The following is a 26,720-nucleotide window of genomic DNA, read 5'->3' on the forward strand; positions in this document are numbered from 1 at the left end:
TGACGCCAAAGGGCCGTCCGCCGTGTTCGCGCGAGCGTGCGTACCCTTGAATCCCTTTCGATTCATAACGCCCTGTTTTTCACACAAACAGGAGTCAGAACATGCAACCCACCGCTATCGACAGCAAAAGCAAACACACTCACGGCGAGCGCGTCGCGTTCATCCAGGCCTGCTGGCACAAGGAAATCGTCGACCAGAGCCGTAAGGGTTTCCTCGCCGAAATGATCGCTCAGGGGTATCAGGAATCGGACATCGATTTCTTCGAAGTCGGCGGCGCCTTTGAAATGCCTCTGCACGCCAAGCTGCTGGCCAAGACCGGTCGTTATGCCGGTATCGTTGCCGCCGCCCTGGTGGTGGACGGCGGAATCTACCGTCACGAGTTCGTTGCCCAGTCGGTCGTCAGCGGCCTGATGCAGGTGCAGCTGGAAACCGAAGTGCCGGTGTTCTCGGTGTCGCTGACCCCGCACCACTTCCATGCCGGCGAAGAACACCAGAAGTTCTTCTTCGAGCATTTCGTGCACAAAGGTCAGGAAGCGGCGAAGACCTGCGCCGATACGTTGCAGAAAGTGCGTGCATTGCGCCGCACCGAGCCGCGTGCTGTAGCGGTCTGATGCAATAACGATCTCCCCCGCGCGCGGCGTGGGGGAGGTTCAGTTTCAGGCAAGATTTTCGTCAGTGGTCGGCACGATCAGAATGCCCGCCCGCAGGCCGTTCTTGACCTTGGGGTTGGGGAAGATGATCCGCGCGCCCTGCTCTTCGATGATCCAGCGGGTATTGGCCAGGTCTTCGGCCAGCACATAACCCACATCCAGTTCCGAAAAGTTTTCGATGTCCGCCGGCAGGTTCAGGCGGAACGCATCGCTGTGCTTGATGATTTCCCGTGCCACGCTGAACAGTTGCAGACCGTCCAGGCCCTGCTCGGCCATTTCCGGCTCAGTGCCTTCGATGATCTGCTTCAGGCGGGTTTCCAGCAGTGACACATTGACCCCGGCGTTCTGCCCGAACGGCCGCGCCTTGCCCAGCTCCAGCGTGAAGGACTCGGCCCCCAGCTTGTCGTAGGTGTAGGAGCTGAACACGATCGACGGCTTGTTCTGCAACAGCACCGCCTCCATGCCGGCCGCGCGCAGGCGGGCCAGTTCAAGACGGGAATGCTGGCGACCTTCCTTCCACGGATACAAGGCGAACTGCTCGATTTTCGAACCGCGAATTGCGGTGTGCAGGTCGTAGTGCAGGCGCTGACGGTCAGGAAGACTGAAGAAACTCGCCGCCAGGCGTTCCAGCTCGCAGGCGCGCAGGGCTTCGGAACCGCTGCTTTGTTCGTGACGGCCGTTGAACAGCCGATTGACGTCCTGCTCGACGAAACGTTCGCCCTTGCGAATCGCTTCCGGGTTGCCGAACAGGAACAGAATGCGTGCGCGCGGCTTCAGATCGCCGCGAGCGATGTCATGCAGCAACCGGTCGAGCAATTCGATCGGTGCCGTTTCGTTGCCGTGGATGCCTGCCGACAGCAGCAGGTCCAGACCATTGTCGCGCGCTTCGGGTGGCCGGACTTCCAGCGCCCCCTCGCTCAACCAGCGCATGCGCACGCCTTCGACAGTCAGTTGAGTCTTCTCCGCCGGTTCGCGGCCGGCGAGGGTCAGTTCAAGCAGTTTGCCGAGGGCGAGCATAGAGCGGTTTCCTTAGTGGTCGTGATTGCAATCCGGGCCGTGCACGTGACCGTCATCGTCGCCGAGGTCAGCCGGTTCCATCTCCAGTTGCAGACTTACCAGATTAGTCGCCAATGGGCGCAACAGCAGGTTGGCGTACTCTTCGTCGCCCTCTTCGACGTCCACGCCGATCAACAGTTGGCCGCGGCCGTCCTGCTGGATCCACAGCTCTTTGCCTTGCCACATGACCGCGACGCGGGTGCAGGAAGTTTCCAGTTGCTTGCCGTCGGTGTCTTCAAGGATCAGCCGCAGGGAATCGCTCATGTCTTTTTTACGCTCTGTTGGGGGAGACAAGCCGCGCGCCACGTTCAGGCGGCACGCCGGCCATCAATTGATCTGGAATGGATAAACCGCGCCCAGTTTAAGGATTTGCGTCAGTTCATCCAGTGCCGTCCGGCATTCAAGCAGCAATTGCGGATCCGCCAGATCACTTTCGGTCAGGCGGTCGCGATAGTGCTTTTCAACCCATTCGGTCAACGAACCGTACAACGGGGCGGTCATGATAACCCCTGGGTTGACGGCCGCCAGCTCGGTTTCGTTGAGCGCGACACGCAGACGCAGGCACGCCGGGCCACCGCCGTTCTGCATGCTTTGCTTGAGGTCGAAGACTTTGACTTCGCGAATCAGGCCGCCGGAGCTGGTCAGGCCTTGCAGGTAATTCCACACGCGCTCGTTGCCACGGCACTCTTCCGGCACGATCAGCAGCATCGAACCGTCAGGACGCGACAGCAACTGGCTGTTGAACAGGTAGGAACGCACCGCGTCGTCCACGGTGACCGCCGAACGCGGCACGCAGACCGACTGGAAGTTGCCGCCAACCTTCGCCAGTTTGGCTTGCAGTTCAGCCAGCATCTGATCGGTGTCGAGGAACGCGTCCTCGTGATAGAACAGCACCTCGCCGTTGCCCACCGCGATCACGTCGTTGTGGAACACGCCCTGATCGATCACCGCAGGATTCTGTTGCGCGTAGACCACGCCGTCGTCACGCAGACCGTGCAAACGAGCGACCGCTTGCGACGCTTCGAGGGTCTGACGCGCCGGGTATTTCTGCGGTGCCGGGTAACGGGTGTCGAACGCACTGCGCCCGAACACGAAGAACTCAACGCCGGCCTCGCCGTACTCACGACAGAAACGCGTGTGGTTGGCTGCGCCTTCGTCACCGAACTGCGCCACCGCCGGCAATGCGGCGTGGTGCGCGAAGTGCTGCTGATTGGCGAACATCGCGCCCAGCACGCGACTGGTGGTCGGGTGCTCAATGCTGCGGTGGTATTTGCAGTTCAGGTTGGCGGCGGTGAAGTGCACGCGACCGTCAGCGGTGTCGGCACTCGGGCTGACCGTGGCGGCGTTGGCCACCCACATGCTCGACGCGGAGCAACTGGCAACCAGCAGCGGCATCGCTTCTTTGGCGGCACGCTCGATCACCTGAGCGTCGGTGCCGCTGAAACCCAGACGGCGCAAGGCAGCCACATCCGGACGCTCTTGCGGTGCGAGAACGCCCTGCTGAAAGCCCATTTCCATCAGCGCTTTCATTTTCGCCAGGCCTTGCAGCGCCGCTTCCTTCGGGTTCGAAGACTGCTGGCTGTTGCTCTGGGACGCAACGTTGCCGTAGGACAGACCACCGTAGTTATGGGTCGGCCCCACTAGACCGTCAAAATTGACTTCATAGGATTTCATCAGCGAGGCTCCACGAGAATCTGTTGTTATAGGCTTCAGTAACTATTCTTTGAGACCGCGGCGCGGCCATCGCCAGCAGGCTGGCGATTAGCATCACGCCATCTTCACGCCAGGCGTCAGGGCCGCCGGCAACACCAGACTTGGAGTTTCCAGCGAGGCCACCGGGTACGCGCAGTAATCCGCCGCGTAGTAGGCGCTGGCGCGGTGGTTGCCCGAAGCGCCGACACCGCCGAACGGTGCGCTGCTCGCAGCACCGGTCAGTTGCTTGTTCCAGTTGACGATCCCGGCACGGCTTTCCAGCCAGAACTGCTGGTAGCGCTCTTCGGAATCCGACAGCAGACCTGCGGCCAGGCCAAACGCAGTGTCGTTGGCTTCGGCAATCGCGGCTTCGAAATCGGTGTAGCGAATCACTTGCAGCAACGGGCCGAACAGTTCTTCATCGGAACGCTCGGCAACCGCCGTCACATCCACGATGCCCGGGGTCAGCAGCGCCGACTGCGCCTGCGGCTGCGTCATCGCCAGCAGCGACACCGCGCCGTTGGCCAACAGATGCGCCTGGGCATCCATCAACGCTTTTGCCGCGCCAAGGGAAACCACCGAGCCCATGAACGGCGCCGGCTGCTGATCGAACGCACCGACCTCAATGGTCGAGCTGACTTCCACCAGACGCTTGAGCAGGCTGTCGCCCCACGCGCCTTCCGGCACCAGCAGACGACGGGCGCAGGTGCAACGCTGACCGGCAGAAATGAACGCCGACTGAATGATCGTGTACACCGCGGCGTCGAGGTCGGCGACCTGATCGACCACCAGCGGGTTGTTACCACCCATTTCCAGCGCGAGGATCTTGTCCGGGCGACCGGCGAACTGCTGGTGCAGGTGATTGCCAGTACGGCTTGAACCGGTGAAGAACAGACCGTCGATGCCCGGGTTCGCCGCCAGAGCGATCCCGGTTTCGCGGGCGCCTTGCAGCAGGTTCAGCACGCCGGCCGGCAGACCGGCTTCGATCCAGCACTTGACCGTCAGCTCGGCGACTTTCGGGGTCAGCTCGCTTGGCTTGAACAGCACGCTGTTACCGGCCAGCAGCGCCGGCACGATGTGGCCGTTCGGCAAATGACCTGGGAAGTTGTAAGGGCCGAACACCGCGACCACGCCGTGGGGCTTGTGGCGCAACACGGCGGTGGCGTCGCCCAGCGGGCCGCTCTTCTCGCCGGTACGTTCGCGGTAGCTCTGCACCGAGATCGCAATCTTGTTGACCATGCTGGTGACTTCGGTCGCGGCTTCCCACAGCGGTTTGCCGGTTTCCTCACCGATGGTGCGGGCCAGCTCGTCAGCGTGGTTTTTCAGCGCAGCGGCGAACGCTTCGAGCACGCTGATGCGATCTTCCAGGGTACGACGGGCCCAGCCCGGGAACGCCTGACGCGCAGCCTGCACGGCCGACTCGACCTGAGCGGCAGTGGCGCCCTCCCCCGACCACAGCACTTGCTGGGTCACCGGGTTCAGCGATTGAAAGGCCTCGCCCTGACCGGCCAGCCACTCACCTGCGATGTATAGCGAATTCATTATTTCGACTCCCGGGCAGCAGACAACGCCACGGCGCGAACCTGATCGCCAGCGTTGAGTTGAAGACGTTTGGCGGTCAGCGGATCGACCACCAGCGTGCCGGCGGCCAGACGGGCCGGCGCCGCCGTGATACGGCAGTCTTCGCGTTTGCGGTTATGGATGATGAACGGCGTGGCGTCGTCGCCCGGCGTGCCGATAGCCAGCACCAGCGCTTCGCTGTCACGCACCGCGCGGATCTTGCTGGTCTCGCACTCGATGGCCGGGCCGGCGTCGAAGATGTCGACGTAACCCTGATAGCTGAAGCCTTCGCTCTTGAGCATCGCCAGCGCCGGCTCGGTGTCCGGGTGCACCTGGCCGATGACGTTGCGCGCGTCCGGCGACAGGAAGCAGGTGTACAGCGGAAATTTCGGCATCAGTTCGGCAATGAACGCCTTGTTGCCGACACCGGTCAGGTAATCGGCCTGGCTGAATTCCATCTTGAAGAAGTGACGGCCCAGGCTTTCCCAGAACGGCGAACGGCCGGCGTCATCCGACACACCGCGCATCTCTGCGATGATCTTGTTGCCGAACAGTTGCGGGAATTCGGCGATGAACAGCATCCGCGCCTTGGACAGCATGCGACCGTTGAGGCCGGTGCGGTAATCGGCGTGCAGGAACAGCGAGCACAGCTCGGAGTTGCCGGTCAGGTCGTTGGCCAGGAACAGCGTCGGGATCTCGCGATAGATGTTCAGTTCCTGCGAGGCGCTGACGGTCAGGCCGACGCGGAAGTTGTACCAAGGCTCGCGCAGACCGACGGCGCCGGCGATGGCGGAAATCCCCACCACGCGACCGTTGTCGTCTTCGAGCACGAACAGGTAGTCCGCGTCGCCACGGCCGGCTTCACCGCGAAAGGTCTTCTCGGCCCAGCCGACCCGGTGGGTCAGGCGCTCTTCGTTGGCCGGCAAGGTGGTCAGGCCGGTGCCGGTGCTGCGGGCCAGGTCGATCAGAGCGGACAAATCGCTGCTGCGTACGGGACGAACAATCATGCTATCTCCTCAAACGGGCCGCCGTGGCCACCCGTGAAACTCGCTAAGGCGTTAAACCGCCACCAGGCGCACGCTGGCACCTTCACCGACGCCCAGGGCTTCGGCCGCTTCCAGATCCAGGGTCACCGGTTTTCCCGGCGCGTAATCCAGCTCGAGCAATACCGCGCGGTAATCCTGCAACTGGGCGTTGGCCACCAGATACTGGCGACCGGCACCTTTGACCGGCTCGCCGAGTTTCACCGGCACCACGCGGCTCTGGGCGATCGAACGGATCCCCGAAACACGCGCATGCAGGGTCGGGCCACCGTCGAAGATGTCGATGTAGTGATCGGTCTCGAAGCCTTCGCGCATCAGGATGTCGAAGGTGATCTGCGCACGCGGGTGTACCTGGCCCATCGCTTCCTGAGCGGAGTCCGGCAGCAGCGGCACGTAGATCGGGTAATGCGGCATCAGCTCGGCGAGGAACGTCCGGCTTTTCAGGCCACACAGACGCTCGGCCTCGGCGTAGTTCAGGTCGAAGAAGTTGCGACCGATGGCGTCCCAGAATGGCGAGTCGCCGTTCTCGTCGCTGTAACCGACGATCTCGGTCACCACCGAATCGGCGAACCGCTCAGGATGGCTGGCGACGAACAGCAGACGACCACGGGAGTTGAGCTCAGACCACGGTGAACCCACCAGCTCGCGCTGCACGTAGAAACTGGTCAGCAAGCTGTTGCCGGTCAGGTCGTGGCACTGCGAAAGCACGTGGATCTTGTTGTGGATCTTCAGCTCGCGGGAAGCGTGCACGAAGGTCTCGTTGCGAAAGCTGTAGAACGGCTCGGAATAACCGGCCGAAGCAACGATTGCCGAGCAGCCCACCAGTTTGCCGGTGGCGGTGTCTTCGAGGACGAAGAAGTAACTCTCTTCGCCGTTGAAGCTCACTTCGGCGGCAAACGAAGCTTCGCTCGCAGCGATCTTGTCGCTCAGGCGTTCAACGTCATCCGGCAAGGAAGTGACACCAATCGGGCTGTCCGCAGCCAGACGCTGTACCTCGCCCAGATCAGCCATTTGCGCGGGGCGCATCACCAGCATGGTGTCACTCCTTTCTCTACTTCAGGTCGGCGAAAGCGCCGACTCGGGAAAAAAATGCCGGGCAGGCCCGGCACAGGAAAATGGTCCCGGCGCCTGTCGATCACGACAGACGCCGGGCGGTCTTGCATGAATCAGGCTTGGGTCAGTTTCGCCGCAGCACGTTCGAAGCGATCCAGACCGGCGTCGATGTCCGCGTCTTCAACCACCAGGCTCGGGGCGAAACGGATTACGTCCGGACCAGCCTGCAGAATCATCAGGCCTTCTTGTTCAGCGGCGTTGAAGATGTCCTTGGCCTTGCCTTTCCAGGCATCGCTCAGCACGCAACCGATCAGCAGACCGAGACCGCGCACCTGGGTGAACAGGCCGTACTTCTCGCCGATCTGTTGCAGGCGGGTCTTGAACTTGTCGTGCTTGGCGTTGACGCCGTTCAGCACCTCAGGGGTATTGATCACGTCGATCACCGCTTCGGCCACGGCGCACGCCAGCGGGTTGCCGCCGTAAGTGGTGCCGTGAGTGCCGACGACCAGATGTTTGGCCAGCGCTTCGGTGGTCAGCATCGCGGCGATCGGGAAACCGCCGCCCAGGCTCTTGGCGCTGGTCAGGATGTCCGGCACCACACCGAAATGCTGGTAGGCGAACAGGTTGCCGGTGCGGCCCATGCCGGTCTGCACTTCGTCGAACACCAGCAGCGCGTTGTTCGCGTCGCACAGTTCACGGGCGCCTTGCAGGTAAGCCAGCTCGGCCGGCAGCACGCCGCCTTCGCCCTGGATCGGCTCCAGAACGACCGCGCAGGTCTTGTCCGAAACAGCGGCTTTCAGCGCCGCCAGATCGTTGTACGGCACGTGAGTGATGCCGGTGATTTTCGGGCCGAAACCGTCGGAGTACTTCGACTGGCCACCGACGTTCACGGTGAACAGGGTGCGGCCGTGGAAGCTGTTGAGCGCGGCGATGATTTCGTACTTCTCGGTGCCGAAACGGTCGAACGCGACGCGACGGGCCAGCTTGAAGGCGGCCTCGTTGGCTTCGGCGCCGGAGTTGCAGAAGAACACGCGCTCGGCAAAGGTGGCGTCGATCAGCTTGTGCGCCAGACGCAGCGCAGGCTCGTTGGTGAACACGTTGGACACGTGCCACAGCTTGTTCGCTTGCTCGGTCAAGGCACCAACCAGCGCCGGGTGCGCATGGCCCAATACGTTGACGGCGATGCCGCCGGCGAAGTCGATCAGCTCGCGGCCGGCCTGATCCCAGACGCGGGAACCGGCGCCACGCACCGGGATGAAAGCGGCAGGCGCGTAGTTGGGAACCATAACCTGGTCGAAATCGGCGCGTCGTACCGCAGCGTGCTCAACGGACATCGGAGTCTCCTGATGAGGGCCACCCGCCTGAAACTGGCGAGCGATGGGGGGATTGTAAGGACAGTTTTGTGCCCGGCCTTGTCGCCAAGCGACAACTTCTTATAGCGCAAACCCCGGTTTTTCCCGGGTTTACGGCAATGCGACATATAGCGTCGCAAAGGCGCAGTTTAAACTGCCGCCAGCCATTTCAGCAGGCCTGCGAGCATATCAATTGCGACGGGATGGCCTGTCATACATATGTACCACCTGACACAAGATGCATTTTGCTCTGCTTGAGCTCTTTTTCGACGCTCAAGGACGCCAACGATGCCATCCACCACCGGGCAATCGCCCGCCAGTTCGCCCACGCCCGGTGCGACCGCACAAAGCCCCGCTTCCCACTATGAACCGCTGGTGAAAGCGATCCCCGATTGGTTGGGCAAGGCATCGTCCGCCAGACGCACCGCCCTGAAGAACAACCGTCGCGCCCTCCCGGATCCGATCAAGTCAGCGCCTGCCTCGCAACACCAGGCGCTCAGAAACGCCATCACCCGGCACATGAGCGCGCAGAACGCCGTCGATCAAATGCTCGAACGGATACAGAACGCCAGCACCTTCGCCGAGCCCATCCTGACCGAGGCGCTGAAAACGCGTTTCGACCTCGAGCTGAACGTCAAGGAAACCTTTCTGCAGTTGTACATCCCGGTGAAGGCCGCAGGCATTACCACCGGCACCCGGACGTGGACGGTGTCGCTGCTGGACGCGGCATTGCATAACTTCGAGGCGGGCGAAACAGAACCCGGGGCCTACGCCAGCGGCTCCTCGTTCATCACCCGCCCGACCGGGACCGGACAATTCGAGACACTGGCGCCACTTAATGCAGAACCCGGCATTCCAGCCTTCAGCCGACTGTGCCGGGAACTGGATATCGGTGCCCGCTACAAAAGCTACCTGGAGGAAAGTCTCGCGCTCGCCAACCCGGTGGCAGCTTCGGTGCTGCGGCACAAGGTCAATACCGCGCAGAAAACCGCACTGCGCGCCGCACTGAAGCTGGCGCGGATGAATGGCGACATCGGAGAAGCGAATCTGCATTCGATTGAAAGTCTGCTGGACGGGACATCCGTGGTTTTGATGAACGGTCAGCCCATGCTGTGCCACGATTTGACGATGATGTCGGTCGCACTGACCGGAATCCTGGTGTTTGCACCTGACCTTAAAAGCGCGAAAACCGCCGTTGCAGTGGTGGCTTACATACCGGACGACCCCGATCATCCGATCAAGGAGTACCTCTCCACGGGCGACCTCGCACACGAACTGATCCGACAGCTGCGCGATACGGAGTACCAGCGATTCTTCAGCCGCTTCGTCACTCACGAACAACGTGGACAATTTTTCGGCCAGCTCAAGCAACGTCTGAGCAAAGTGCAATGGCACCCACCACAAGCCGGCAGTCAAATGCCGCCGTGGCGCGACACCCTTATCGAAAGGCCCGACCTGCAATTCTCGGCCACCCCCATCGCCGGTGAACTCTGGGAACATCTTTATCAGCGCAAGCTCAACAAAATCCTCAACGATGCCGCAGTGATCGCTGTTCCCACTGCCATGGTCGATCGCAATGCACGCTGGAGGCGCTGGGATTCGTTTGTCAGTGTCGCAACGTCGATCCTGGAAATCGCCGCGTTCGTCGTTCTGCCGTTCGTGCCGTTTCTGGGTGAAATGATGATGGCGTACATCACCTATCAGCTGCTCGACGAGCTTTTCACGTTCTATGTCGATTTGGCCGAAGGCCAAACCACCGAAGCCTGTGCGCACTACTTCGCTGCACTGGAATCACTGATTCAACTGGGTGCTTTCGGGATTGGCACCAGTGTCGCCATGGCCGAACTGCCCAAGGTACTGCCGCCCGAAGTGGTGGCATTCATGGATCGGTTTCAACCCGTGAAACTGCGCAACGGCAAAACCCTGTACTGGAAGCCGGATCTGAGCAGCTACGCCCGTGACACCCTGCCAGCGGCAGGCTCCCTGCCCGACGCCCAGGGTCTGCACTGGCATCAGGGCAAAAAACTGCTACCGCTGGATCAGACGCACTACGCGGTCAACGATCACGAGATACCCGGTCAACTGCGCATCGAACACCCTTCACGTACCGATACCTACGAACCTGTCGTGCGGCATAACGGCGAAGGGGCTTTTCACACCGAGCTGGAAAATCCGCTGCGATGGGACACCAACACTGCGTTGCAGCGAATCGGCCACAGCGTAGAGGCATTTACCCCGGCGCAGCGCGAACGCATTCTGAAAATCAGCGGCTACACTGAAGACGGTTTGCGCAAAATGCATGTGAATCAGGAACGCATACCGCCGCTGCTGGCCGACACTATTGAGCGTTTCAGAATCGATCAGGATTTGCAGACGTTCATCGAGCATTTGACCAGCGACGAGCCAACGGTTTATCGCAAGGCCGATCCGCTGATCCAGCTGCAATTGCTGAACGAACAAGGCTTGTGGCCGAAAACCAGAAGGCTGCGCCTGATCGACGCCGAGGGAGCGACGCTCTGGCAATCCTCCGATGATGTGCAGCTCCCGCTAACGGACGTTCACGTTAATCGTCTGATCGACAACGACCTGCTCAAGACATTGCTGCGGGCTCTCGATGAACCCGAAATCAGCACCCTGCTCAATGAAGAGTTCGGGCAAAAAATCGCCCTGGATGTACGCGTCCGTCAACTTCGCAGCCGACTCGCGCAGATTGCCAGGCAACAGCGCCCTGCCCTGTTCGAACAACGCTATGAGTCAAGCCAGCATCGCGCTACACCGCTGGTGAAACAGGTGGCGCGGCACGTACCGAACCTGCCTGTCAGGATCACCGAAGAACTCATTCACACCGCCACCGGCACCGAACTGACGCAGCTAAGTGAAGACGTGCTTCCGGAGCGTCAGCAACAGCTCTCTGAAACCGCATTGCACGAGCTACGCATCACCCGGGCTTATGAAGGACTGGAAATCGATTCGGTGCATAACCAGGATTCCGAGACTTTGGCGCTGCACAGCCTGCCGCTGCTGCCAGGCTGGTCGGACACCGTCAGCCTTGAAGTGCGTGACCAATCGTTCGCAGGAAAGCGGCTCGACACCACCGGTCCCATGGGCGCCCCTATCGAAAAAATCCTGGTACGCCGAGCCGATGGCACGTGGCAGCCGTTTGATCAGGCCGGACTGGAATTGCACGGCCCGACGGATTTCTACACCAGCGTGCTGCAAGCCCTGCCCGACGACCGACGTCAGGCGTTGAATCTGCAAATCGGCGAAGGACAAAAGCTCCGCCAGCTCATTCGCGACAATCCTCTGCCACGCGACAGTCTGCGACTCACACTGGCGGTCGAATCCTCTCCCGCCACCGACGTCGACACTTTGCGCCTGCTGGGCACTGACGGTTACTCACGCAATCTGTCACCCGATGGTTCTCCGCCGACCCTGGACATGCGGGTGCGCGATGTTTTTCCCGGGATCACCCAAGAAGGCCTGCAGGCCATGGTGCAACGCCTGCAAAACCATCTGGAGAATCCGATCGCCGAGCTGTCACGACTGCGCCTTGAATACGCCCGCCTGGAAAACGACCTTGATCTATGGCGCCTGAGAGACGTACGGATCGATCCCGCCACCGGCCAGGAACTGTCTATCGCCCGACGAGCTGCCGCCGCTCGTGATCGACAGCTTTTCGCCCGAACCCTGCTCAGCTGCTGGCGCCGCGAGACTCCGGAACGCTTTGGCTATCGCATGCGTTTTATCGAACCCTTGCTGGGCGATCTGCCGGTGCTGGCGGCAGACTTCAGCCATGTAAACAGCCTGGAACTGAGCGGCAGCGGAGCATCGGCAGGCATCGAAACATTTATTGAACGCTTCCCTCTTTTATCCCGACTCGACCTGCAGAACTTCGACTTGCACACCCTGCCGCAAAACCTCTCGACCCTGTCCGCGCTGCGCCGATTAAGGCTGCGCAAATGTGGAATCATCCTGACCCCGGAAAACCAGACGCTGCTCACTTCACTCAATGAACTGGTTGAACTGGATCTCAAGGACAACCCACTCGGCAGCAGCTTCGATTTAACCTTCCTGCCATCGCTGACCTACCTCAACCTGTCCCGCACCGGGATTGCCGAAGTCCCGCCCGGCTTGATCGATCACCCGCAAATCAGGAGCGCCTGGCTGACCGATAACCGGATCACCACACTGCCTGAAGCGTTGTTCGAACTCTCGCCTGCTGCGGCTGCCGGATACGACTTTTCCGGTAATCCACTCACTGCCGCCACACGCGAGCGGGTAAAAACCTGTTTCACCCGCACCGGCGTCAATTTTGGCGTACGTGCCGAACAGGCCGATATCACCCGCACCACGGCCCTGTTTCCAGATATCGATGAGGGCCAGGCCAGCGGCCTGATTTATCGCCTGCCCGGCTCACTGGTTCAGGGCCGCTTGCAACTGACGGCGTGGGAAACCGAGCTGGCCACGCTGAGTGCCGATCTGAATCTTTGGGCCCGAGACATTCCCGACCGCGACCCGATCAGCGGCGCGATGCTGGAAGCCAACGAACGCTTCACCGAACAGGATGCACGCGAGACGTTTGCCGGCAATCTGCTGCGCCTGTGGCGTCACCGCTCGAAAATCCATCCGCACGCCAGGGCCGATGTTTTTACGGCCGAGGCCAAATTCATTGGTGACCTTCCGATACTGAGCGCGGACTTCAATCACATCACTGCGCTGACCATCAACGGGAATAAAGGCTTGCGCGGTGACGCGGCGTTTCTGCGAAGTTTCTCCCGGCTCAAACGGCTGTTCTTTCGCAACGGCCAACTGGATCAACTGAGCGAGACACTCAAAAACCTGTCGACGCTGGAAGTCCTGGTGCTGGATAGCTGTGGCGTGAGCCTTACAGCCGAATCACTGACAGCGCTGGCCGCAATGCCCAGACTCGAATCACTGGAGTTACCGGGCAATCCGCTGAATCTGGTGCCCGATCTGCAAACCCTGAACTCGCTGACCTACCTCGACCTTTCACGCACGGGCCTGCTGGAAGTCCCGCCTGGCCTGATCGACCATCCGACGCTCAAGACGGCGATCCTCAGTGAAAACCAGATCACCGAATTACCCGAGAGCCTGTTTGAATTATCGGCTCAGGCCGGTGACGGCTACGACCTCTCGAACAATCCACTGAACGCCAGCACTCGCGAGCGGATCAAACAATACAACCGCGAGACCGGGCAGGATTTCGCCGTACTCGCCGACCTTGCAGATATAGAAACCACCCAGCAGCTGTTTCCCGACCTCGACGCGCAAGACGCCAGCGATGTGTTCTACAGCTTGCCGGGCTCGATTGAACATGGCCGAAGCCAGCTGCGGCACTGGCAGGCAGAAATCCGCCAACTGGATGCCGACCTTGCACGGTGGGCAGCGGCAGGACCGAGTATTCATCCGGACACGGGGCAGGTGCTCAATCCCCGGCAGGTGTTCGTGATGCAGACCAACAGAAAGCTGTTTGCCCAACGAATCGAAGAACTGTGGCGCTTCCGGTTTGCCGAAAAAGCCACGCAAAGGGGCAATGTGCTGATCGCAGAGCTGCCGTTCATTGGCGATTTGCCCGTGCTGTCGGCTGACTTCAGCCACATCGCCGAGCTGACCCTTGACGGCAATCCGGCCCTGAGCGGCATCGATGCTTTTCTTTGGCCTTTCACCGGCCTGCGTCATCTGGAACTGCACGAGTTCAAACTGGAGCAATTGCCCGAAGCTTGCGAACGCATGCCGTTGCTGGAGCGCCTGGTGCTGGAGTACTGCGAGCTGACCCTGACGCCGCCGACTCAGGCCCGCCTGTCGTCCATGAGCCGTCTACAGTTCCTCAATCTGAGCCACAACCCGCTGGGCGCTGCACCAGAGTTGAAGACCTTGCCGGCGCTGACTCACGTGCGCCTGATCGACACCGGGATCTCTCATCTGCCGGAAGGCCTGGTCGAGCACCCGACGCTGATCATGGCCAACTTCGAACACAACCGGATCAGCGAGCTTCCCGACAGCCTGCTCGATCGCCCTGCGCTTTCACCCAACCAATTCATGCTTGGCGAAAACCCGTTTTCACCCGCCACTCGCGAGCGGATCAAGACCCGCTACCAGCACACCCGGCAAGACTTTGGAGTACCGATGCCGACGGCGGACATCGACCGCGTGCGCGTTTTGTTTCCGACCCTCGACGCCGAACAAGCCAATCGAATGTTGTATTTGTTGCCGGGAACCGTCGCTCAGGGTCGACTTCAAATCGCTCAGTGGGAAACGCAATGGCAGCAACTCGATACAACCCTCAACCGTTGGGTCAGTGAGGTTCCCGAGCAACATCCGTCAACCGGTACGCCACTCACAGATGAGGACAAAATCGTTGAACGCACCGGCCGCGATCAATATCGCCGTGACCTGCAAGCGTTCTGGCGCGCACGCTCGACCGCACAACCGGAGATGCGATCAGACAGGCTGATCATCAATCTTCCGTTTATCGGCGAGCTGCCCTCACTGAGCGCCGACTTCAGCCATGTCACCACATTGTCGATCACCGGCAACGCCCAATTGCGCGCCGGCGATGTTTTCTTCGACGCCTTTTCAGGGCTGAAAACACTGGAGCTGCGCGATCTTGGATTGCAGCAAATACCGGATTCGTTCCGGCGTATGCCAGCCCTGGAAAATCTGGTACTGAGCAATTGCGCGGTGACGCTGGATGTCGAGGGCCGTTCCACCCTTGCTTCGCTGACACGATTGAAAAAACTCGACTTGTACAACAACCCTCTGGGACTGGCGCCAGACATCCGCTCCTTGCCGGCGCTGGATTTTCTCGATCTGGCCGGCACCGCGATCAGCGAAATTCCCGACGGAATGATCAACCATCCGCAACTAGAAATCGTCATCCTCAACAACAACCGGCTCAACGAAATTCCTGACGAAGTTTTCAACCTGCCGGCGGAAATCGGTAACGGTTACGACTTTGGCAACAACCCTCTGAGCCCGGCGTCGCGAGAGCGCGTCAAGGATTACTTCCGGCGCACCGGGGGTGATCTGGGCGTGCTTGCCGAAGAGGCAGATCGGGCTCGGGTGCAAACGCTTTATCCGTCGCTGGACGATGATCAGGCCAGCACCTTCCTCTATCGCCTGAGTGGCACGTTGGCTGATGGCCGTCAGGAAGTAGCAAGAAGGGAAATGGCGCTGAGCGATCTCACCCGCAGCCTCGCTCATTGGAGCAGCGACATCCCTGTGAGTGCGCCTGACGGCCAACCGCTGCCCGTAACCGAGCGACTGCGTCAGGAACAATTGCGTACGCAGTTCGCCGAAGCACTGCTGACCTGCTGGCGCCAGATCCCGATGGAGGACTCGAGTCTCGACAGTTTCGGGTTCAGCCACACTGTGAGTTTCATCGGCGAGTTGCCGACACTCGGCGCCCCATTGCCCTACGTGCCGGACCTGTTCCTGGTGGGTGAAGGCCATTCATCAAGGCTCGGACGCTTCCTTGAAGCTTTTCCCGGCCTGGACAGCCTGGCCATTCGCGAATGCGATCTCGGCGATATTCCCGAGGATATTTTCACCATGAATCAGTTGACCGCCCTGAGCCTGCCGGACTGCAAAATCAGGCTGACACCCGAATCGGCAGCAGCGCTGGCGAGCATGGACAAACTCGAGGTACTCAACCTGCGCGACAACCCGCTGGGGCTGACGCCGGACGTCAGCAACCTGCATGGCCTGACCGACCTCGACCTGAGCGATACCGGAATTACCGAAATACCGCGAGGCGTACTGGAAAACCTGCACTGGAACGAGATTGATCTGTCCGGCAATGCGATCACAGACGTGCCGGAAGAAATCATGGATGTGCCCGCGGCAGTCGGCGACCGCTACGACTTGCGCGATAACCCGTTGTCGACCGAGAGCAAAGCAAGAATCCGGGCCTACTATCAGGAGACTGGCAACAACCTGAACGTCGCCGGCATCGACGATACACCGCGCCCGGCTGAAATGAGGCCTGATCTGGAAATCGAAGACTGACCGATACAGCGCCATGGCAGCCAATGCCATGGCGTAATTGGTGAGGGATCAACCGCGCTCTGGCGGCACCGACGACAGTTCGAACGGACTGCTGCTGCGCCGCTGGTTGCGGTCTTCCCGCGGCGTGGCGCCGAAGAAGTTGCGATAGGCGCTGGAGAAATGCGGTCCCGAGGAAAAACCGCACGACAGGCCGATCTGGATGATCGACTTGCTGGTCTGCATCAACATCTGCCGGGCCTTGTTCAGGCGCAGTTCCAGGTAGTACTGGCTCGGCACGCGGTTGAGGTATTGCTTGAAGATCCGCTCCAGCTGCCGACGGGACACGCACACGTGCTGGGCGATTTCGTCGGTGGTCAGCGGCTCTTCAATGTTGGCTTCCATCAGCAGCACCGCCTGGGTGAGCTTCGGATGGCTGGAGCCGAGCCGGTTCTGCAATGGAATGCGCTGACGCTCGCCGCCTTCGCGGATGCGCTCGACCACCAGTTCTTCAGAGACCGCACCGGCCAGCTCCGCACCGTGATCACGGGCCAGCACTGCCAGCAGCAAATCGAGTACCGACATGCCGCCGCACGCCGTCAGGCGATCGCGATCCCAGTCGAACAGATGACTGGTGGCGATGACTTTCGGGAAGCGTTCGGCGAAATCGTCCTGCCAGCGCCAGTGCACGGCAGCGCGGTAACCGTCGAGCAGACCGAGTTGCGCCAGCGGGTACACACCGGCCGACAGACCGCCGATTACACAACCGGCACGCACCAGTTGCTTGAGCGCGCTGCTGAGCGCCGGCGCCAACGTGGTCGGTGGCTCATCGGCGAGCAGGAAAAGTTTCTGGAAGTTTTCGAGTTTGCCGGCCCAGGGTTCGCCGGGCAGTTGCCATTCACCCTCGGCCGGTGCTTCGGCCTGCAGGAAGGACAACTCGTAAACCACGTCCGGATGCACACGCTGGGCAACACGCAAGGCCTCCTCTGCCAGCGCCAAAGTCAGAGCTTTAGTGCTGGGCCAAATCAGGAAACCAATTCGATGGGCAGTCATGGCGGGCGATCCGAAACGTAAACAGAGGGAAAAACCGAAATCGGCTGCAACCAAATTAGACCATCTGGCGCGCTGCGCAGCATGACCTAATCTGGTGCATAACGGGAGCGATTACTTGAGGCTGCCCGAGAGGAATTGTTGCAAACGTTCCGACTGCGGATTGACCAGCACTTCACGCGGGTTGCCGCTTTCTTCGACGACGCCTTTGTGCAGGAACACCAACTGGTTCGACACTTCACGGGCAAAGCCCATTTCGTGGGTCACCACCACCATGGTCCGGCCTTCCTGAGCGAGGGCCTGCATGACTTTCAGCACGTCGCCGACCAGTTCCGGGTCAAGGGCGGAAGTCGGTTCGTCGAACAGCATCACTTCCGGTTCCATCGCCAGCGCACGGGCGATTGCCACGCGCTGTTGTTCGCCACCAGACATGTGCCCCGGGAACGCATCCTTACGATGAGCCACGCCGACCTTGTTCAGGTAGTGCTCGGCTTTCTCGCGGGCTTCGGCCTTGGACACGCCCAGCACGTGAACCGGCGCTTCCATGATGTTTTCCAGCGCGGTCATGTGCGACCACAGGTTGAAGTGCTGGAACACCATCGACAGGCGCGAACGCATGCGTTGCAGCTGTTTCGGATCAGCGGCTTTCAGCGCGCCGTCCTTGTTCGCTACCAGTTTCAGCTCTTCGTTGTTGAGCAGGATCTTGCCCGCGTGCGGCTGCTCGAGCAGGTTGATGCAGCGCAGGAAAGTACTTTTGCCGGAGCCACTGGAGCCGATGATGCTGATCACATCGCCGGCGGCCGCTTTCAGGGAAACGCCCTTGAGCACTTCGTGACTGCCATAGCGTTTATGCAGGTCTTGGACTTCAAGTTTGTACATGCGGTCGGTTCTCACAAAAACAGTCAGTCGTTGAGCAAAGGGCCGTCGCGCAGCGCGTCGCGCCCCGCCACTTTGGCCAGCCAGAAACCGGGTTGGGCGTAACGCAGCCGCTCAATGGCAAACAGCACCCCGGACGTACCAGCACACACCGTGCTGACCCGATCCGACAGCGGATCGATCACTTCGAAAATCTTGTCACCGGCTTCAACCCACTCGCCGGGCTTGCGCAGAAAACTCACCACGCCCGGATGCGGCGGCAGGAGCAATTCAGTGCCCTCGAACGGCATGCCTTCGCACGGTTCGTGCGCCGCGCTCGGCCACTCGCCACGGATCAGGCCTTGCTCGGCGAGGAACGCCAGAATGCCTTCTGCCCAGGCTTCGGCCTGCGCCGGCGTGGTGTCAGCCTGACCACCCAGTTCAACGGTGGTCGCCAGGCACGCCAGTGGAATCTGCGCGTCCGGGAACAGACGCGACAGACGCAGCCACGGCAGAGAACAGGCTTCATCGAACGAGCTGCCGCCGGAATCTTCCGCCAGCAGGCCGACCTTCACGTCCAGGTGCGCGGCGAGCGAACGCCACTGCGGCCAGTGCTGCGGCAAGGCGTACATGTGCAGCGCGGCTTCGCAGTCGCAATGCAAGTCCAGCACCACATCGGCGGTGGCGGCGTGTTGCAGCAGGATGCGCTGCATGCCTTGCAACTGGCTACTCGCCTCAGGCAATTCGGCCAGATGATCGGCCATCGCCTGACGGATCAAACGGATGTTGGCGCGCGGATCATCACCGAGTTGTCCTTCCAGCCTGGCGGCCACGGGGGCGCTGAGCTCGACGAAATCACGGTTGAAATTCTTGCCGCTGCCGGCCTCGAAACGGCCCTGATGGTTGCCTTGCAGCAACTGGCCGAGGCCCAGCGGATTGGCCACCGGCACCAGTTCGATGACGCCGTTGAGCAGGCCCTTGGCTTCGAGCTCGCCGAGGCGTTTTTTCAGTTCCCAGGCGGTGCGCATGCCGGGCAGTTCGTCAGCGTGGAGGCTGGCCTGGATGTAGGCCTTGCGCTCGCCGCTACCGAAGCGGAACACCGAAATCCGGCGCTCGCTGCCCAGGTGGCTCCACGGCAGAACGTGGTCGATGCGTTCCATATCAGTGCTTCCTCGGGGCCAGGTAGCTCAGCCAGCGACGCTCGGCCAGCTTGAACAGGCGCACCAGAATGAAGGTCAGGCACAGGTAGAACACGCCGGCGGTGATGTACGCTTCGAACGGCAGGTAGAACTGCGCGTTGACGGTACGGGCCGCGCCGGTGATGTCGATCAGGGTGACGATGGACGCCAGACTGGTGGTCTGCAGCATCATGATCACTTCGTTGCTGTACTGCGGCAGCGCCCGGCGCAGGGCCGATGGCAGCAGGATGCGCTTGTACATCTTGACGCGCGACATGCCCATGGCCTTGGCCGCTTCGATCTCGCCGTTCGGCGTGGCCTTCAGGCTGCCGGCGATGATTTCAGCGGTGTAGGCGCTGGTGTTGATCGCGAACGCCAGGCACGCACAGAACGTTGCGCTGGACAGCCACGGCCACAAGAAGCTTTCACGCACCGCTTCGAACTGGGCCAGACCGTAGTAGATCAGGAACAGTTGAACCAGCATCGGCGTGCCGCGAATCACGTAGGTGTAGAGCCAAGCTGCGCCATTGACCACAGCGTTCTTGGATACGCGCATCAGGCCCAGCGGCAGTGCCGCGAGCAGACCGAAGAACAGCGACAGCGCGAGCAACTTGAGGGTGGTGACCAGACCGCCGAAGTACAGCGGCAGGGCCTCCCAAATGACGTTGTAGTCGAAGATCATAGATCAGCCGCCCTTACGCCTACCGAGTAGCGCTTCTCAAGGTGACGCAGCGCCAGCAACGAGACACTGGTGATCACCAGGTACATCGCCGCTACTGCGAGGAAGAAGGTGAAAGGCTCGCGGGTGGCGTCGGCCGCCTGCTTGGCCTTGAACATCATGTCTTGCAGACCGACCACGGAAATCAGCGCGGTGGCCTTGGTCAACACCAGCCAGTTGTTGGTGAAGCCCGGAATCGCCAGACGAATCATCTGCGGCACCAGCACCCGGAAGAACACCTGGAAGCTGCTCATGCCGTACGCCATGCCGGCTTCGGCCTGACCTTTGGGGATCGCCATGAACGCGCCGCGGAAGGTTTCCGACAGGTAAGCACCAAAGATGAAACCGAGGGTGCCGATACCGGCGGCCAGCGGGTTCAGGTCGATGTAGTCGTCATAGCCGAGCATCGGTGCGACGCGGTTGAGCAGGTCCTGACCGCCGTAGAAGATCAACAGGATCAGCACCAGGTCGGGAATCCCGCGAATCACCGTGGAATACAGATCGCCCAGCCACGCCAGCCAGCGCACCGGCGACAGGCGCAACGCGACGCCGATCAGCCCGAGAACGATGGCCAGGGCCATGGACGACAAGGCGAGCTGAAGCGTCAGCCAAGCGCCATCGAGGATGACAGCCCCGTAGCCTTTCAACATGATTCAGGTCCTCGAAAGTTGGGATGAAAAAATGGCGCAAACCGCAGAGATCCTGTTGCTTGCGCCATTTCGGACGGGTCGAGCGACGTCTTTACTTGCCGTAAATGTCGAAGTCGAAGTACTTGTCCTGGATTGCCTTGTACTTGCCGTTCTCGCGGATGGCCGCGATGGCGGTGTTGATCTTGTCTTTCAGGGCGTCGCCCTTGCGTACCGCGATGCCTACGCCGTCGCCGAAGTATTTGACGTCGGTGAACGCCGGGCCCACGAACGCGAAGCCTTTGCCGGCGTCGGTTTTCAGGAAGCCGTCATTCAACAGCGTAGCGTCCGCCACGGTGCCGTCGAGGCGGCCGGCAGCCACGTCGAGGTAGATTTCGTTCTGCGAGCCGTACGGCTTGATCTCGGCACCCAGCGGGGCCAGGACTTCGCGGGCGAAACGCTCGTGGATCGAACCACGTTGTACGCCGATGTTCTTGCCTTTCAGCTCAGCCAGACCTTCGCTGACCTGAGTGCCTTCCTTCATCACGAGGCGGGCCGGGGTGTTGTAGTACTTGTTGGTGAAGTCCACGGACTTCTTGCGGTCTTCAGTGATCGACATGGACGACAGGATCGCGTCGATCTTGCGCACTTTCAGTGCCGGGATCAGACCGTCGAACTCTTGCTCGACCCACTGGCACTTGACCTTCATTTCTTCGCACAGCGCGTTGCCGATGTCGTAGTCGAAACCGACGATGCTGCCGTCCGGCGCTTTGGAGGCGAATGGAGGGTAAGCCGCTTCGATACCGATTTTCAGAGGCTTTTCATCGGCGAATGTCGGCAGGGACAGCACGGACAGTGCCAGGGCGCCAAGCAGCACAAGTTTCTTCATCTTGGGACTCCATCGGTAAAGGGCAAAAACGGCAGAGTGAGCGACAGCCCAATATGCGAATGGGTGTAACGAAATCGGTTGCTGCGTGCGTGGGACAATTCCAGTCAAAACCGCGAAGGCTTCAACGCAAGCCACGACGAGCGAGTGATCGGCATTCTAACGACAGGCCCGAAGCCGATATTTCTTCAATGCGACAACTAATTACAGATGCACCGAGAAACCCGCTTGAGCACATTGACAGCCCTGCAATTTCATGCAAGAGCGAAAGACAGTGAACCGATCTATGCTGCAAATTGCGGGCCTATTATTCGCAAACCCTTCTAATCCGGCAAGCGCGGGGTTATGTCTTATTTTTCACAGGGTGTTTTGAGGCTCTAAAACGGGGCGATGCGTTTCCGGATGCCCCGTTGTGGAGCGGGCGGTTACACATTCAGTTACTTGAAGGCGGACGGGTAACAGTGGGAATGGGCTGACGGAGCAATTCGATAATTATTGGAAAACAAAAAGCCCCGCCCGGCGCAATGCCGGACGGGGCTTTTCAGCCTTCAGACCCGCCGCTTAGGCGACGTTCATGGTCTTGTGCGTATCGATCAGATGCTGCACCACACCCGGATCGGCCAGGGTGGAGATGTCGCCCAGGCCTTCGTATTCGGCGGTAGCGATCTTGCGCAGGATGCGGCGCATGATCTTGCCCGAACGGGTCTTCGGAAGCCCCGGCGCCCACTGGATCACGTCCGGCGAAGCGATCGGCCCGATCTCCTTGCGCACCCAGTTCTTCAGTTCCAGACGCAATTGCTCGCTCGGCTCTTCGCCATTCTTAAGGGTGACGTAGACATAAATGCCCTGCCCCTTGATGTCGTGCGGCACACCGACCACCGCCGCTTCGGCGACTTTCGGGTGAGCGACCATCGCACTTTCGATCTCGGCAGTGCCCATGCGGTGGCCGGAGACGTTGAGTACGTCGTCCACGCGACCGGTGATCCAGTAGTAACCGTCGGCATCGCGACGTGCGCCGTCACCGGTGAAGTACATGCCACGGAAGGTCTTGAAGTAGGTATCGACGAAACGGTCATGGTCACCGTACAGAGTGCGCGCCTGACCTGGCCACGAATCGAGAATCACCAGATTGCCTTCGGCCTCGCCTTCGATGATGTTGCCGAGGTTGTCCACCAGCGCCGGCACCACACCAAAGAACGGACGTGCGGCCGAACCCGGTTTGAGCGCGTGAGCGCCTGGCAGCGGGCTCATCATGTTGCCGCCGGTTTCGGTCTGCCACCAGGTATCGACGATCGGGCAGCGGGATTTGCCGACGTTCTTGTAGTACCAGTCCCAGGCTTCCGGGTTGATCGGCTCGCCCACCGAACCCAGCAGACGCAGGCTGCTGCCGTCCGCGCCTTCAACAGCGGCGGTGCCGGAGGCCATCATCGCGCGGATCGCGGTCGGCGCGGTGTAGAGAATGTTGACCTTGTGCTTGTCGACGATCTTCGCCACCCGGGTGATGTCCGGATAGTTCGGCACGCCTTCGAACAGCAGCGTGGTCGCGCCGTTGGCCAGCGGGCCGTAGACGATGTAGGAGTGACCGGTGACCCAGCCCACGTCAGCGGTGCACCAGTAGATTTCGCCCGGACGGTAGTCGAACACGCGCTCGTGAGTCATCGCCGCGTACAACAGATAGCCGCCTGTGGTGTGCTGCACGCCCTTCGGCTTGCCGGTAGAGCCGGAGGTATAAAGGATGAACAGCGCTTCTTCGGCGCCCATCTCTTTCGGCGCGCAGACGGTGCCCGCCACTTTCATCAGGTCTTCGTACCAGATGTCGCGATGCTGGTTCCACTTGATGTCGCCGCCAGTGCGCTTGCACACGATGACTTTCTGGATGCTGCTGGTTTCCGGGTTGGTCAGGGCGTCATCGACGTTGGCCTTGAGGGAAATCTTCTTGCCGGCACGGATGCCTTCGTCAGCGGTGATCACCACTTTCGAGCGGCAGTCGATGATGCGACCGGCCAGGGCTTCCGGCGAGAAACCGCCGAACACCACCGAGTGAATCGCGCCGATCCGGGTGCAGGCCAGCATGGCGACCACGGCTTCGGGGATCATCGGCATATAAATGGTCACCACGTCGCCGCGGTGCACGTCCTGGCCACGCAGGGCGTTGGCGAGTTTGCACACTTGTTCGTGCAGTTCGCGGTAGGTGATGTTGCGGCTTTCGGAAGGATCGTCGCCTTCCCAGATGATGGCGACCTGATCGCCGCGCTCGGCCAGATGACGGTCGAGGCAGTTGTAGGAAACGTTCAGGGTGCCGTCGGCAAACCACTTGATGTCGACATGGTGATCGTCGAACGAAGTCTGTTTCACCGTGGTGAAAGGCTTGATCCAGTCGAGGCGCTTGGCTTGTTCGCGCCAGAAGCCGTCAGGGTTGACGACCGACTGTTGGTACATGGCTTTGTAGGTCGCCTCGTCGGTCAGCGTATTGGCCAGAACCTCGGGACGAACGGGATACAGGGAAGCCGCACTCATCTTTCCTACCTCGGTGTAATAGTTGTTTTTGTATGACCCTGTTGTAGCCGGGGCGCCCGTATAGAACCATTCGACGATGGTAGTAACAAGCCCCTACAAAACATCCAGAAATGCCCACAACACCTCCGAAGCAAACCCCGCAACCCTTGTGGGAGCTGGCCTGCCAGCGATTCAGACGCCTCGCTTTCCCGGTAAAGCCGCAGCGCTGGTAACACCATCTCCAAGGATTGTTACCAAATCTGCCAAAGGTGTTTATCAAAACCGGGTCTGTTTACCCCTACCCCGCCTCCCTAAAATTCACCTCGCCGACAAGGCAAAGCGATTAACAACGTTACAGCCCCCACGAAGGCCGTTAATCCAGCTCTGAAGTAACAAACCAAACGATGAAGTTCCACACGCAACCCCAAAAAGGTTGCGTGACCCCACTCGACCTCAAGAAGGTAAATTCAAATGAAAGCTTTATTGGTTCTGGCCCTCAGCAGTCTGTGCGCAACCGCCATGGCAGACGAGGTTCCGACTGATGTCGCACAGCAACAACCGGTTATCGAGGAATACACTTACTCCACTCACCTGGACATCGCCAAAGTTGTTTCCATGAGCGAAGTTCCGAATGTCTGCGAAGTTGTTCCGGCGAAAATGGAGTACGACGACTCCAAGGGGCAGCGTCACATTCTGCGTTACAGCATCATGGGTAACGGCTGCACCAATTGATGCGTTGAGACTGCACCGAATCGGATCACTCAGCGCAACATCGAGAGTCGATTCCAGCCCGGCTTCGGTCGGGCTCAGTTGTGTTTGAAGCGGCGCAAAAGGGTTGCAAAACACAAGATATAGTGAAAAACGCGGTTTTTTGCTCGTTTTTTGAGCAATCAATCACACGCCAAAAAATTAATGAAAAAATTTTCTCCGGGGCCAATCCCGGCGAAAGCCCTGTAAACCCTCGCTCCGATCGAAATCACCCCTGCGCTCGACCGCCCTGCGCTGTTTCGCCCTCCCCCACGCCCGTGTTTTTTTCCCTATAATGCCGCCCTAATCGGGTCAGCAATATTCCCTTACAGGGATCAAAGCCATTCTGAAGCCCCGCAGCAGCGACAACGCTGACCTGCGCCCGTCAGAGGCTCTCGAAAACCCGTAAAAATTTTCTGTTTATTGCCTGCGTAGCACCGCTGCAAAAAACGACATCCAACGCGGCCTGTACGGCCGTGTGAAAAACCAACCAATCAGTTTTCACACGGGCACAGGCCCTCACGCAGGAGACGACACGTCATGCTGAGCTGGGACGAATTCGACAAAGAAGACAGTGAAGTAGCAGCAGTGAAAGGCGCCAACGCCGGCCACGCTAGCGAAGCCAACATGGACCGCCTCGACAGCGCCGGCGGTGCCGCCGCCCTCGAAGCCCGCGCCGTGACCGCCGAAGACTCGGCTGCCGTGGCCCGCGCCAAGGCTGCACTGGATTCCCTCGACGTTGCCGAAGGCCTCGCCGAACTCGAAGGCTCCGCCGCCCGTGTCGCCGTTGACGAAAAGCGCATGATCAACTGCCGTGCCGACCTCAACCAGCTCGTGCCATTCAAGTACGACTGGGCTTGGCAGAAATACCTGGACGGCTGCGCAAACCACTGGATGCCGCAAGAAGTCAACATGACCGCCGACATCGCCCTCTGGAAAAACCCGGAAGGCCTGACCGACGACGAGCGCCGCATCGTGATGCGCAACCTCGGCTTCTTCTCCACCGCCGACTCCCTGGTTGCCAACAACCTGGCCCTGGCCGTGTACCGCCTGATCACCAACCCGGAATGCCGCCAGTACATCCTGCGCCAGGCATTCGAAGAGGCGATCCACACCCACGCCTACCAGTACTGCATCGAATCGCTGGGCATGGATGAAGGCGAGATCTTCAACATGTACCACGAGATCCCGTCGGTCGCGAAAAAAGCCGCCTGGGGCCTGAAATACACCCGCGCCATCTCCGACCCGGAATTCAACACCGGCACCGTCGAAACCGACAAGGAACTGCTGCGCAACCTGATCGCCTACTACTGCGTTCTGGAAGGCATCTTCTTCTACTGCGGCTTCACCCAGATCCTCTCCATGGGCCGCCGCAACAAAATGACCGGCGTCGCCGAGCAGTTCCAGTACATCCTGCGCGACGAATCCATGCACCTGAACTTCGGCATCGACGTGATCAACCAGATCAAAATCGAAAACCCACACCTGTGGGATGCCGAAATGAAGGAAGAAGCTTCGCAGATGATTCTGCAAGGCACCCAGCTGGAAATCGAATACGCGCGTGACACCATGCCTCGCGGCGTACTGGGCATGAACGCAGCGATGATGGAGGACTACCTGAAGTTCATCGCTAACCGTCGCCTGTCGCAGATCGGTTTGAAGGAAGAGTACCCAGGGACGACTAACCCGTTCCCTTGGATGAGCGAGATCATGGACTTGAAGAAAGAGAAGAATTTCTTTGAGACTCGTGTGAT

18 protein-coding genes are annotated in these 26,720 nt (G+C 60.3%); 4 read left to right on the plus strand and 14 right to left on the minus strand.

The features are described from left to right. Window positions 1-101 precede the first annotated feature (101 nt). On the plus strand, window positions 102-611 hold the full coding sequence (locus EIY71_RS26800) for a 6,7-dimethyl-8-ribityllumazine synthase (protein ID WP_011335530.1): 510 nt from the start codon (window positions 102-104) through the stop codon (window positions 609-611). Window positions 612-656: 45 nt separating this feature from the next. On the opposite strand, the gene astE is transcribed toward EIY71_RS26800, so the two are convergent. The 7 genes from astE to EIY71_RS26835 form a co-directional block, all read right to left on the minus strand. Continuing rightward, window positions 657-1,667 carry a succinylglutamate desuccinylase gene (gene astE / locus EIY71_RS26805; protein WP_007951052.1) on the minus strand — a complete coding sequence of 337 codons (1,011 nt, stop codon included), beginning with the start codon at window positions 1,665-1,667 and terminating at the stop codon, window positions 657-659. Window positions 1,668-1,679: 12 nt separating this feature from the next. Beyond that, window positions 1,680-1,970 carry a hypothetical protein gene (locus tag EIY71_RS26810; protein WP_064598799.1) on the minus strand — a complete coding sequence of 97 codons (291 nt, stop codon included), beginning with the start codon at window positions 1,968-1,970 and terminating at the stop codon, window positions 1,680-1,682. Window positions 1,971-2,033: 63 nt separating this feature from the next. After that, the gene (gene astB / locus EIY71_RS26815; RefSeq protein ID WP_102688616.1) at window positions 2,034-3,380 is read right to left on the minus strand and encodes an N-succinylarginine dihydrolase; all 1,347 of its coding nucleotides are present in this window, start codon (window positions 3,378-3,380) and stop codon (window positions 2,034-2,036) included. A gap of 93 nt (window positions 3,381-3,473) precedes the next feature. After that, window positions 3,474-4,943, minus strand: a complete 1,470-nt coding sequence (gene astD, locus EIY71_RS26820) for a succinylglutamate-semialdehyde dehydrogenase (protein WP_166673453.1) — start codon at window positions 4,941-4,943, stop codon at window positions 3,474-3,476. Beyond that, window positions 4,940-5,965, minus strand: a complete 1,026-nt coding sequence (astA, locus tag EIY71_RS26825) for an arginine N-succinyltransferase (RefSeq protein WP_064598805.1) — start codon at window positions 5,963-5,965, stop codon at window positions 4,940-4,942. Before astA ends, astD begins: the two co-directional genes overlap by 4 nt. A gap of 51 nt (window positions 5,966-6,016) precedes the next feature. After that, window positions 6,017-7,036 (minus strand): arginine/ornithine succinyltransferase subunit alpha, encoded by a 1,020-nt coding sequence (aruF, locus tag EIY71_RS26830; RefSeq protein WP_011335535.1) that lies wholly within the window; start codon window positions 7,034-7,036, stop codon window positions 6,017-6,019. A 131-nt stretch (window positions 7,037-7,167) separates the two neighbouring features. After that, on the minus strand, window positions 7,168-8,388 hold the full coding sequence (locus tag EIY71_RS26835) for an aspartate aminotransferase family protein (RefSeq protein WP_102688618.1): 1,221 nt from the start codon (window positions 8,386-8,388) through the stop codon (window positions 7,168-7,170). Between the two features lie 306 nt (window positions 8,389-8,694). Between EIY71_RS26835 and EIY71_RS26840 the strand changes: the two genes are divergently transcribed. Then, entirely contained in the window at window positions 8,695-16,434 is a 7,740-nt protein-coding gene (locus EIY71_RS26840; RefSeq protein ID WP_134023775.1) for a dermonecrotic toxin domain-containing protein, read from the plus strand. 48 nt (window positions 16,435-16,482) lie between these two features. Here the strand turns inward: EIY71_RS26840 and argR are convergent, their stop codons facing one another. The 7 genes from argR to acs form a co-directional block, all read right to left on the minus strand. Further along, the gene (argR, locus tag EIY71_RS26845; protein WP_011335538.1) at window positions 16,483-17,463 is read right to left on the minus strand and encodes a transcriptional regulator ArgR; all 981 of its coding nucleotides are present in this window, start codon (window positions 17,461-17,463) and stop codon (window positions 16,483-16,485) included. A gap of 111 nt (window positions 17,464-17,574) precedes the next feature. Further along, the gene (locus EIY71_RS26850) at window positions 17,575-18,339 is read right to left on the minus strand and encodes an ABC transporter ATP-binding protein (RefSeq protein WP_003227281.1); all 765 of its coding nucleotides are present in this window, start codon (window positions 18,337-18,339) and stop codon (window positions 17,575-17,577) included. Window positions 18,340-18,362: 23 nt separating this feature from the next. Beyond that, entirely contained in the window at window positions 18,363-19,475 is a 1,113-nt protein-coding gene (locus EIY71_RS26855) for a succinylglutamate desuccinylase/aspartoacylase family protein (RefSeq protein ID WP_102688620.1), read from the minus strand. A 1-nt stretch (window position 19,476) separates the two neighbouring features. Beyond that, on the minus strand, window positions 19,477-20,175 hold the full coding sequence (locus tag EIY71_RS26860) for an ABC transporter permease (RefSeq protein ID WP_011335540.1): 699 nt from the start codon (window positions 20,173-20,175) through the stop codon (window positions 19,477-19,479). Then, on the minus strand, window positions 20,172-20,861 hold the full coding sequence (locus EIY71_RS26865) for an ABC transporter permease (protein WP_007951063.1): 690 nt from the start codon (window positions 20,859-20,861) through the stop codon (window positions 20,172-20,174). The genes EIY71_RS26860 and EIY71_RS26865 overlap by 4 nt, the downstream gene beginning before the upstream one ends. 91 nt (window positions 20,862-20,952) lie before the next feature. After that, window positions 20,953-21,726, minus strand: a complete 774-nt coding sequence (locus EIY71_RS26870; RefSeq protein ID WP_064383630.1) for an ABC transporter substrate-binding protein — start codon at window positions 21,724-21,726, stop codon at window positions 20,953-20,955. Window positions 21,727-22,284: 558 nt separating this feature from the next. Further along, window positions 22,285-24,240, minus strand: a complete 1,956-nt coding sequence (gene acs, locus EIY71_RS26875) for an acetate--CoA ligase (protein WP_007951065.1) — start codon at window positions 24,238-24,240, stop codon at window positions 22,285-22,287. A 450-nt stretch (window positions 24,241-24,690) separates the two neighbouring features. Here acs and EIY71_RS26880 point away from each other — a divergent pair, with 450 nt between their 5' ends. Both EIY71_RS26880 and EIY71_RS26885 read left to right on the plus strand, forming a co-directional pair. Further along, window positions 24,691-24,951 carry a DUF2790 domain-containing protein gene (locus EIY71_RS26880; RefSeq protein ID WP_007912695.1) on the plus strand — a complete coding sequence of 87 codons (261 nt, stop codon included), beginning with the start codon at window positions 24,691-24,693 and terminating at the stop codon, window positions 24,949-24,951. A gap of 555 nt (window positions 24,952-25,506) precedes the next feature. Beyond that, the coding region (locus tag EIY71_RS26885) for a ribonucleotide-diphosphate reductase subunit beta (protein WP_134023777.1) at window positions 25,507-26,720 on the plus strand (1,214 nt) is incomplete at its 3' end.

It is taken from the genome of Pseudomonas sp. CH235 (genome assembly GCF_004368175.1).
Lineage (GTDB): Bacteria > Pseudomonadota > Gammaproteobacteria > Pseudomonadales > Pseudomonadaceae > Aquipseudomonas > Aquipseudomonas paraglycinae.

Bases quoted from the DNA above. Each gene is read 5' to 3' on its own strand.
- EIY71_RS26800 (WP_011335530.1), top strand. From the start codon at position 102: ATGCAACCCACCGCTATCGACAGCAAAAGCAAACACACTCACGGCGAG.
- astE (WP_007951052.1), bottom strand. From the start codon at position 1,667: ATGCTCGCCCTCGGCAAACTGCTTGAACTGACCCTCGCCGGCCGCGAA.
- EIY71_RS26810 (WP_064598799.1), bottom strand. From the start codon at position 1,970: ATGAGCGATTCCCTGCGGCTGATCCTTGAAGACACCGACGGCAAGCAA.
- astB (WP_102688616.1), bottom strand. From the start codon at position 3,380: ATGAAATCCTATGAAGTCAATTTTGACGGTCTAGTGGGGCCGACCCAT.
- astA (WP_064598805.1), bottom strand. From the start codon at position 5,965: ATGATTGTTCGTCCCGTACGCAGCAGCGATTTGTCCGCTCTGATCGAC.
- aruF (WP_011335535.1), bottom strand. From the start codon at position 7,036: ATGCTGGTGATGCGCCCCGCGCAAATGGCTGATCTGGGCGAGGTACAG.
- EIY71_RS26835 (WP_102688618.1), bottom strand. From the start codon at position 8,388: ATGTCCGTTGAGCACGCTGCGGTACGACGCGCCGATTTCGACCAGGTT.
- EIY71_RS26840 (WP_134023775.1), top strand. From the start codon at position 8,695: ATGCCATCCACCACCGGGCAATCGCCCGCCAGTTCGCCCACGCCCGGT.
- argR (WP_011335538.1), bottom strand. From the start codon at position 17,463: ATGACTGCCCATCGAATTGGTTTCCTGATTTGGCCCAGCACTAAAGCT.
- EIY71_RS26850 (WP_003227281.1), bottom strand. From the start codon at position 18,339: ATGTACAAACTTGAAGTCCAAGACCTGCATAAACGCTATGGCAGTCAC.
- EIY71_RS26855 (WP_102688620.1), bottom strand. From the start codon at position 19,475: ATGGAACGCATCGACCACGTTCTGCCGTGGAGCCACCTGGGCAGCGAG.
- EIY71_RS26860 (WP_011335540.1), bottom strand. From the start codon at position 20,175: ATGATCTTCGACTACAACGTCATTTGGGAGGCCCTGCCGCTGTACTTC.
- EIY71_RS26865 (WP_007951063.1), bottom strand. From the start codon at position 20,861: ATGTTGAAAGGCTACGGGGCTGTCATCCTCGATGGCGCTTGGCTGACG.
- EIY71_RS26870 (WP_064383630.1), bottom strand. From the start codon at position 21,726: ATGAAGAAACTTGTGCTGCTTGGCGCCCTGGCACTGTCCGTGCTGTCC.
- acs (WP_007951065.1), bottom strand. From the start codon at position 24,240: ATGAGTGCGGCTTCCCTGTATCCCGTTCGTCCCGAGGTTCTGGCCAAT.
- EIY71_RS26880 (WP_007912695.1), top strand. From the start codon at position 24,691: ATGAAAGCTTTATTGGTTCTGGCCCTCAGCAGTCTGTGCGCAACCGCC.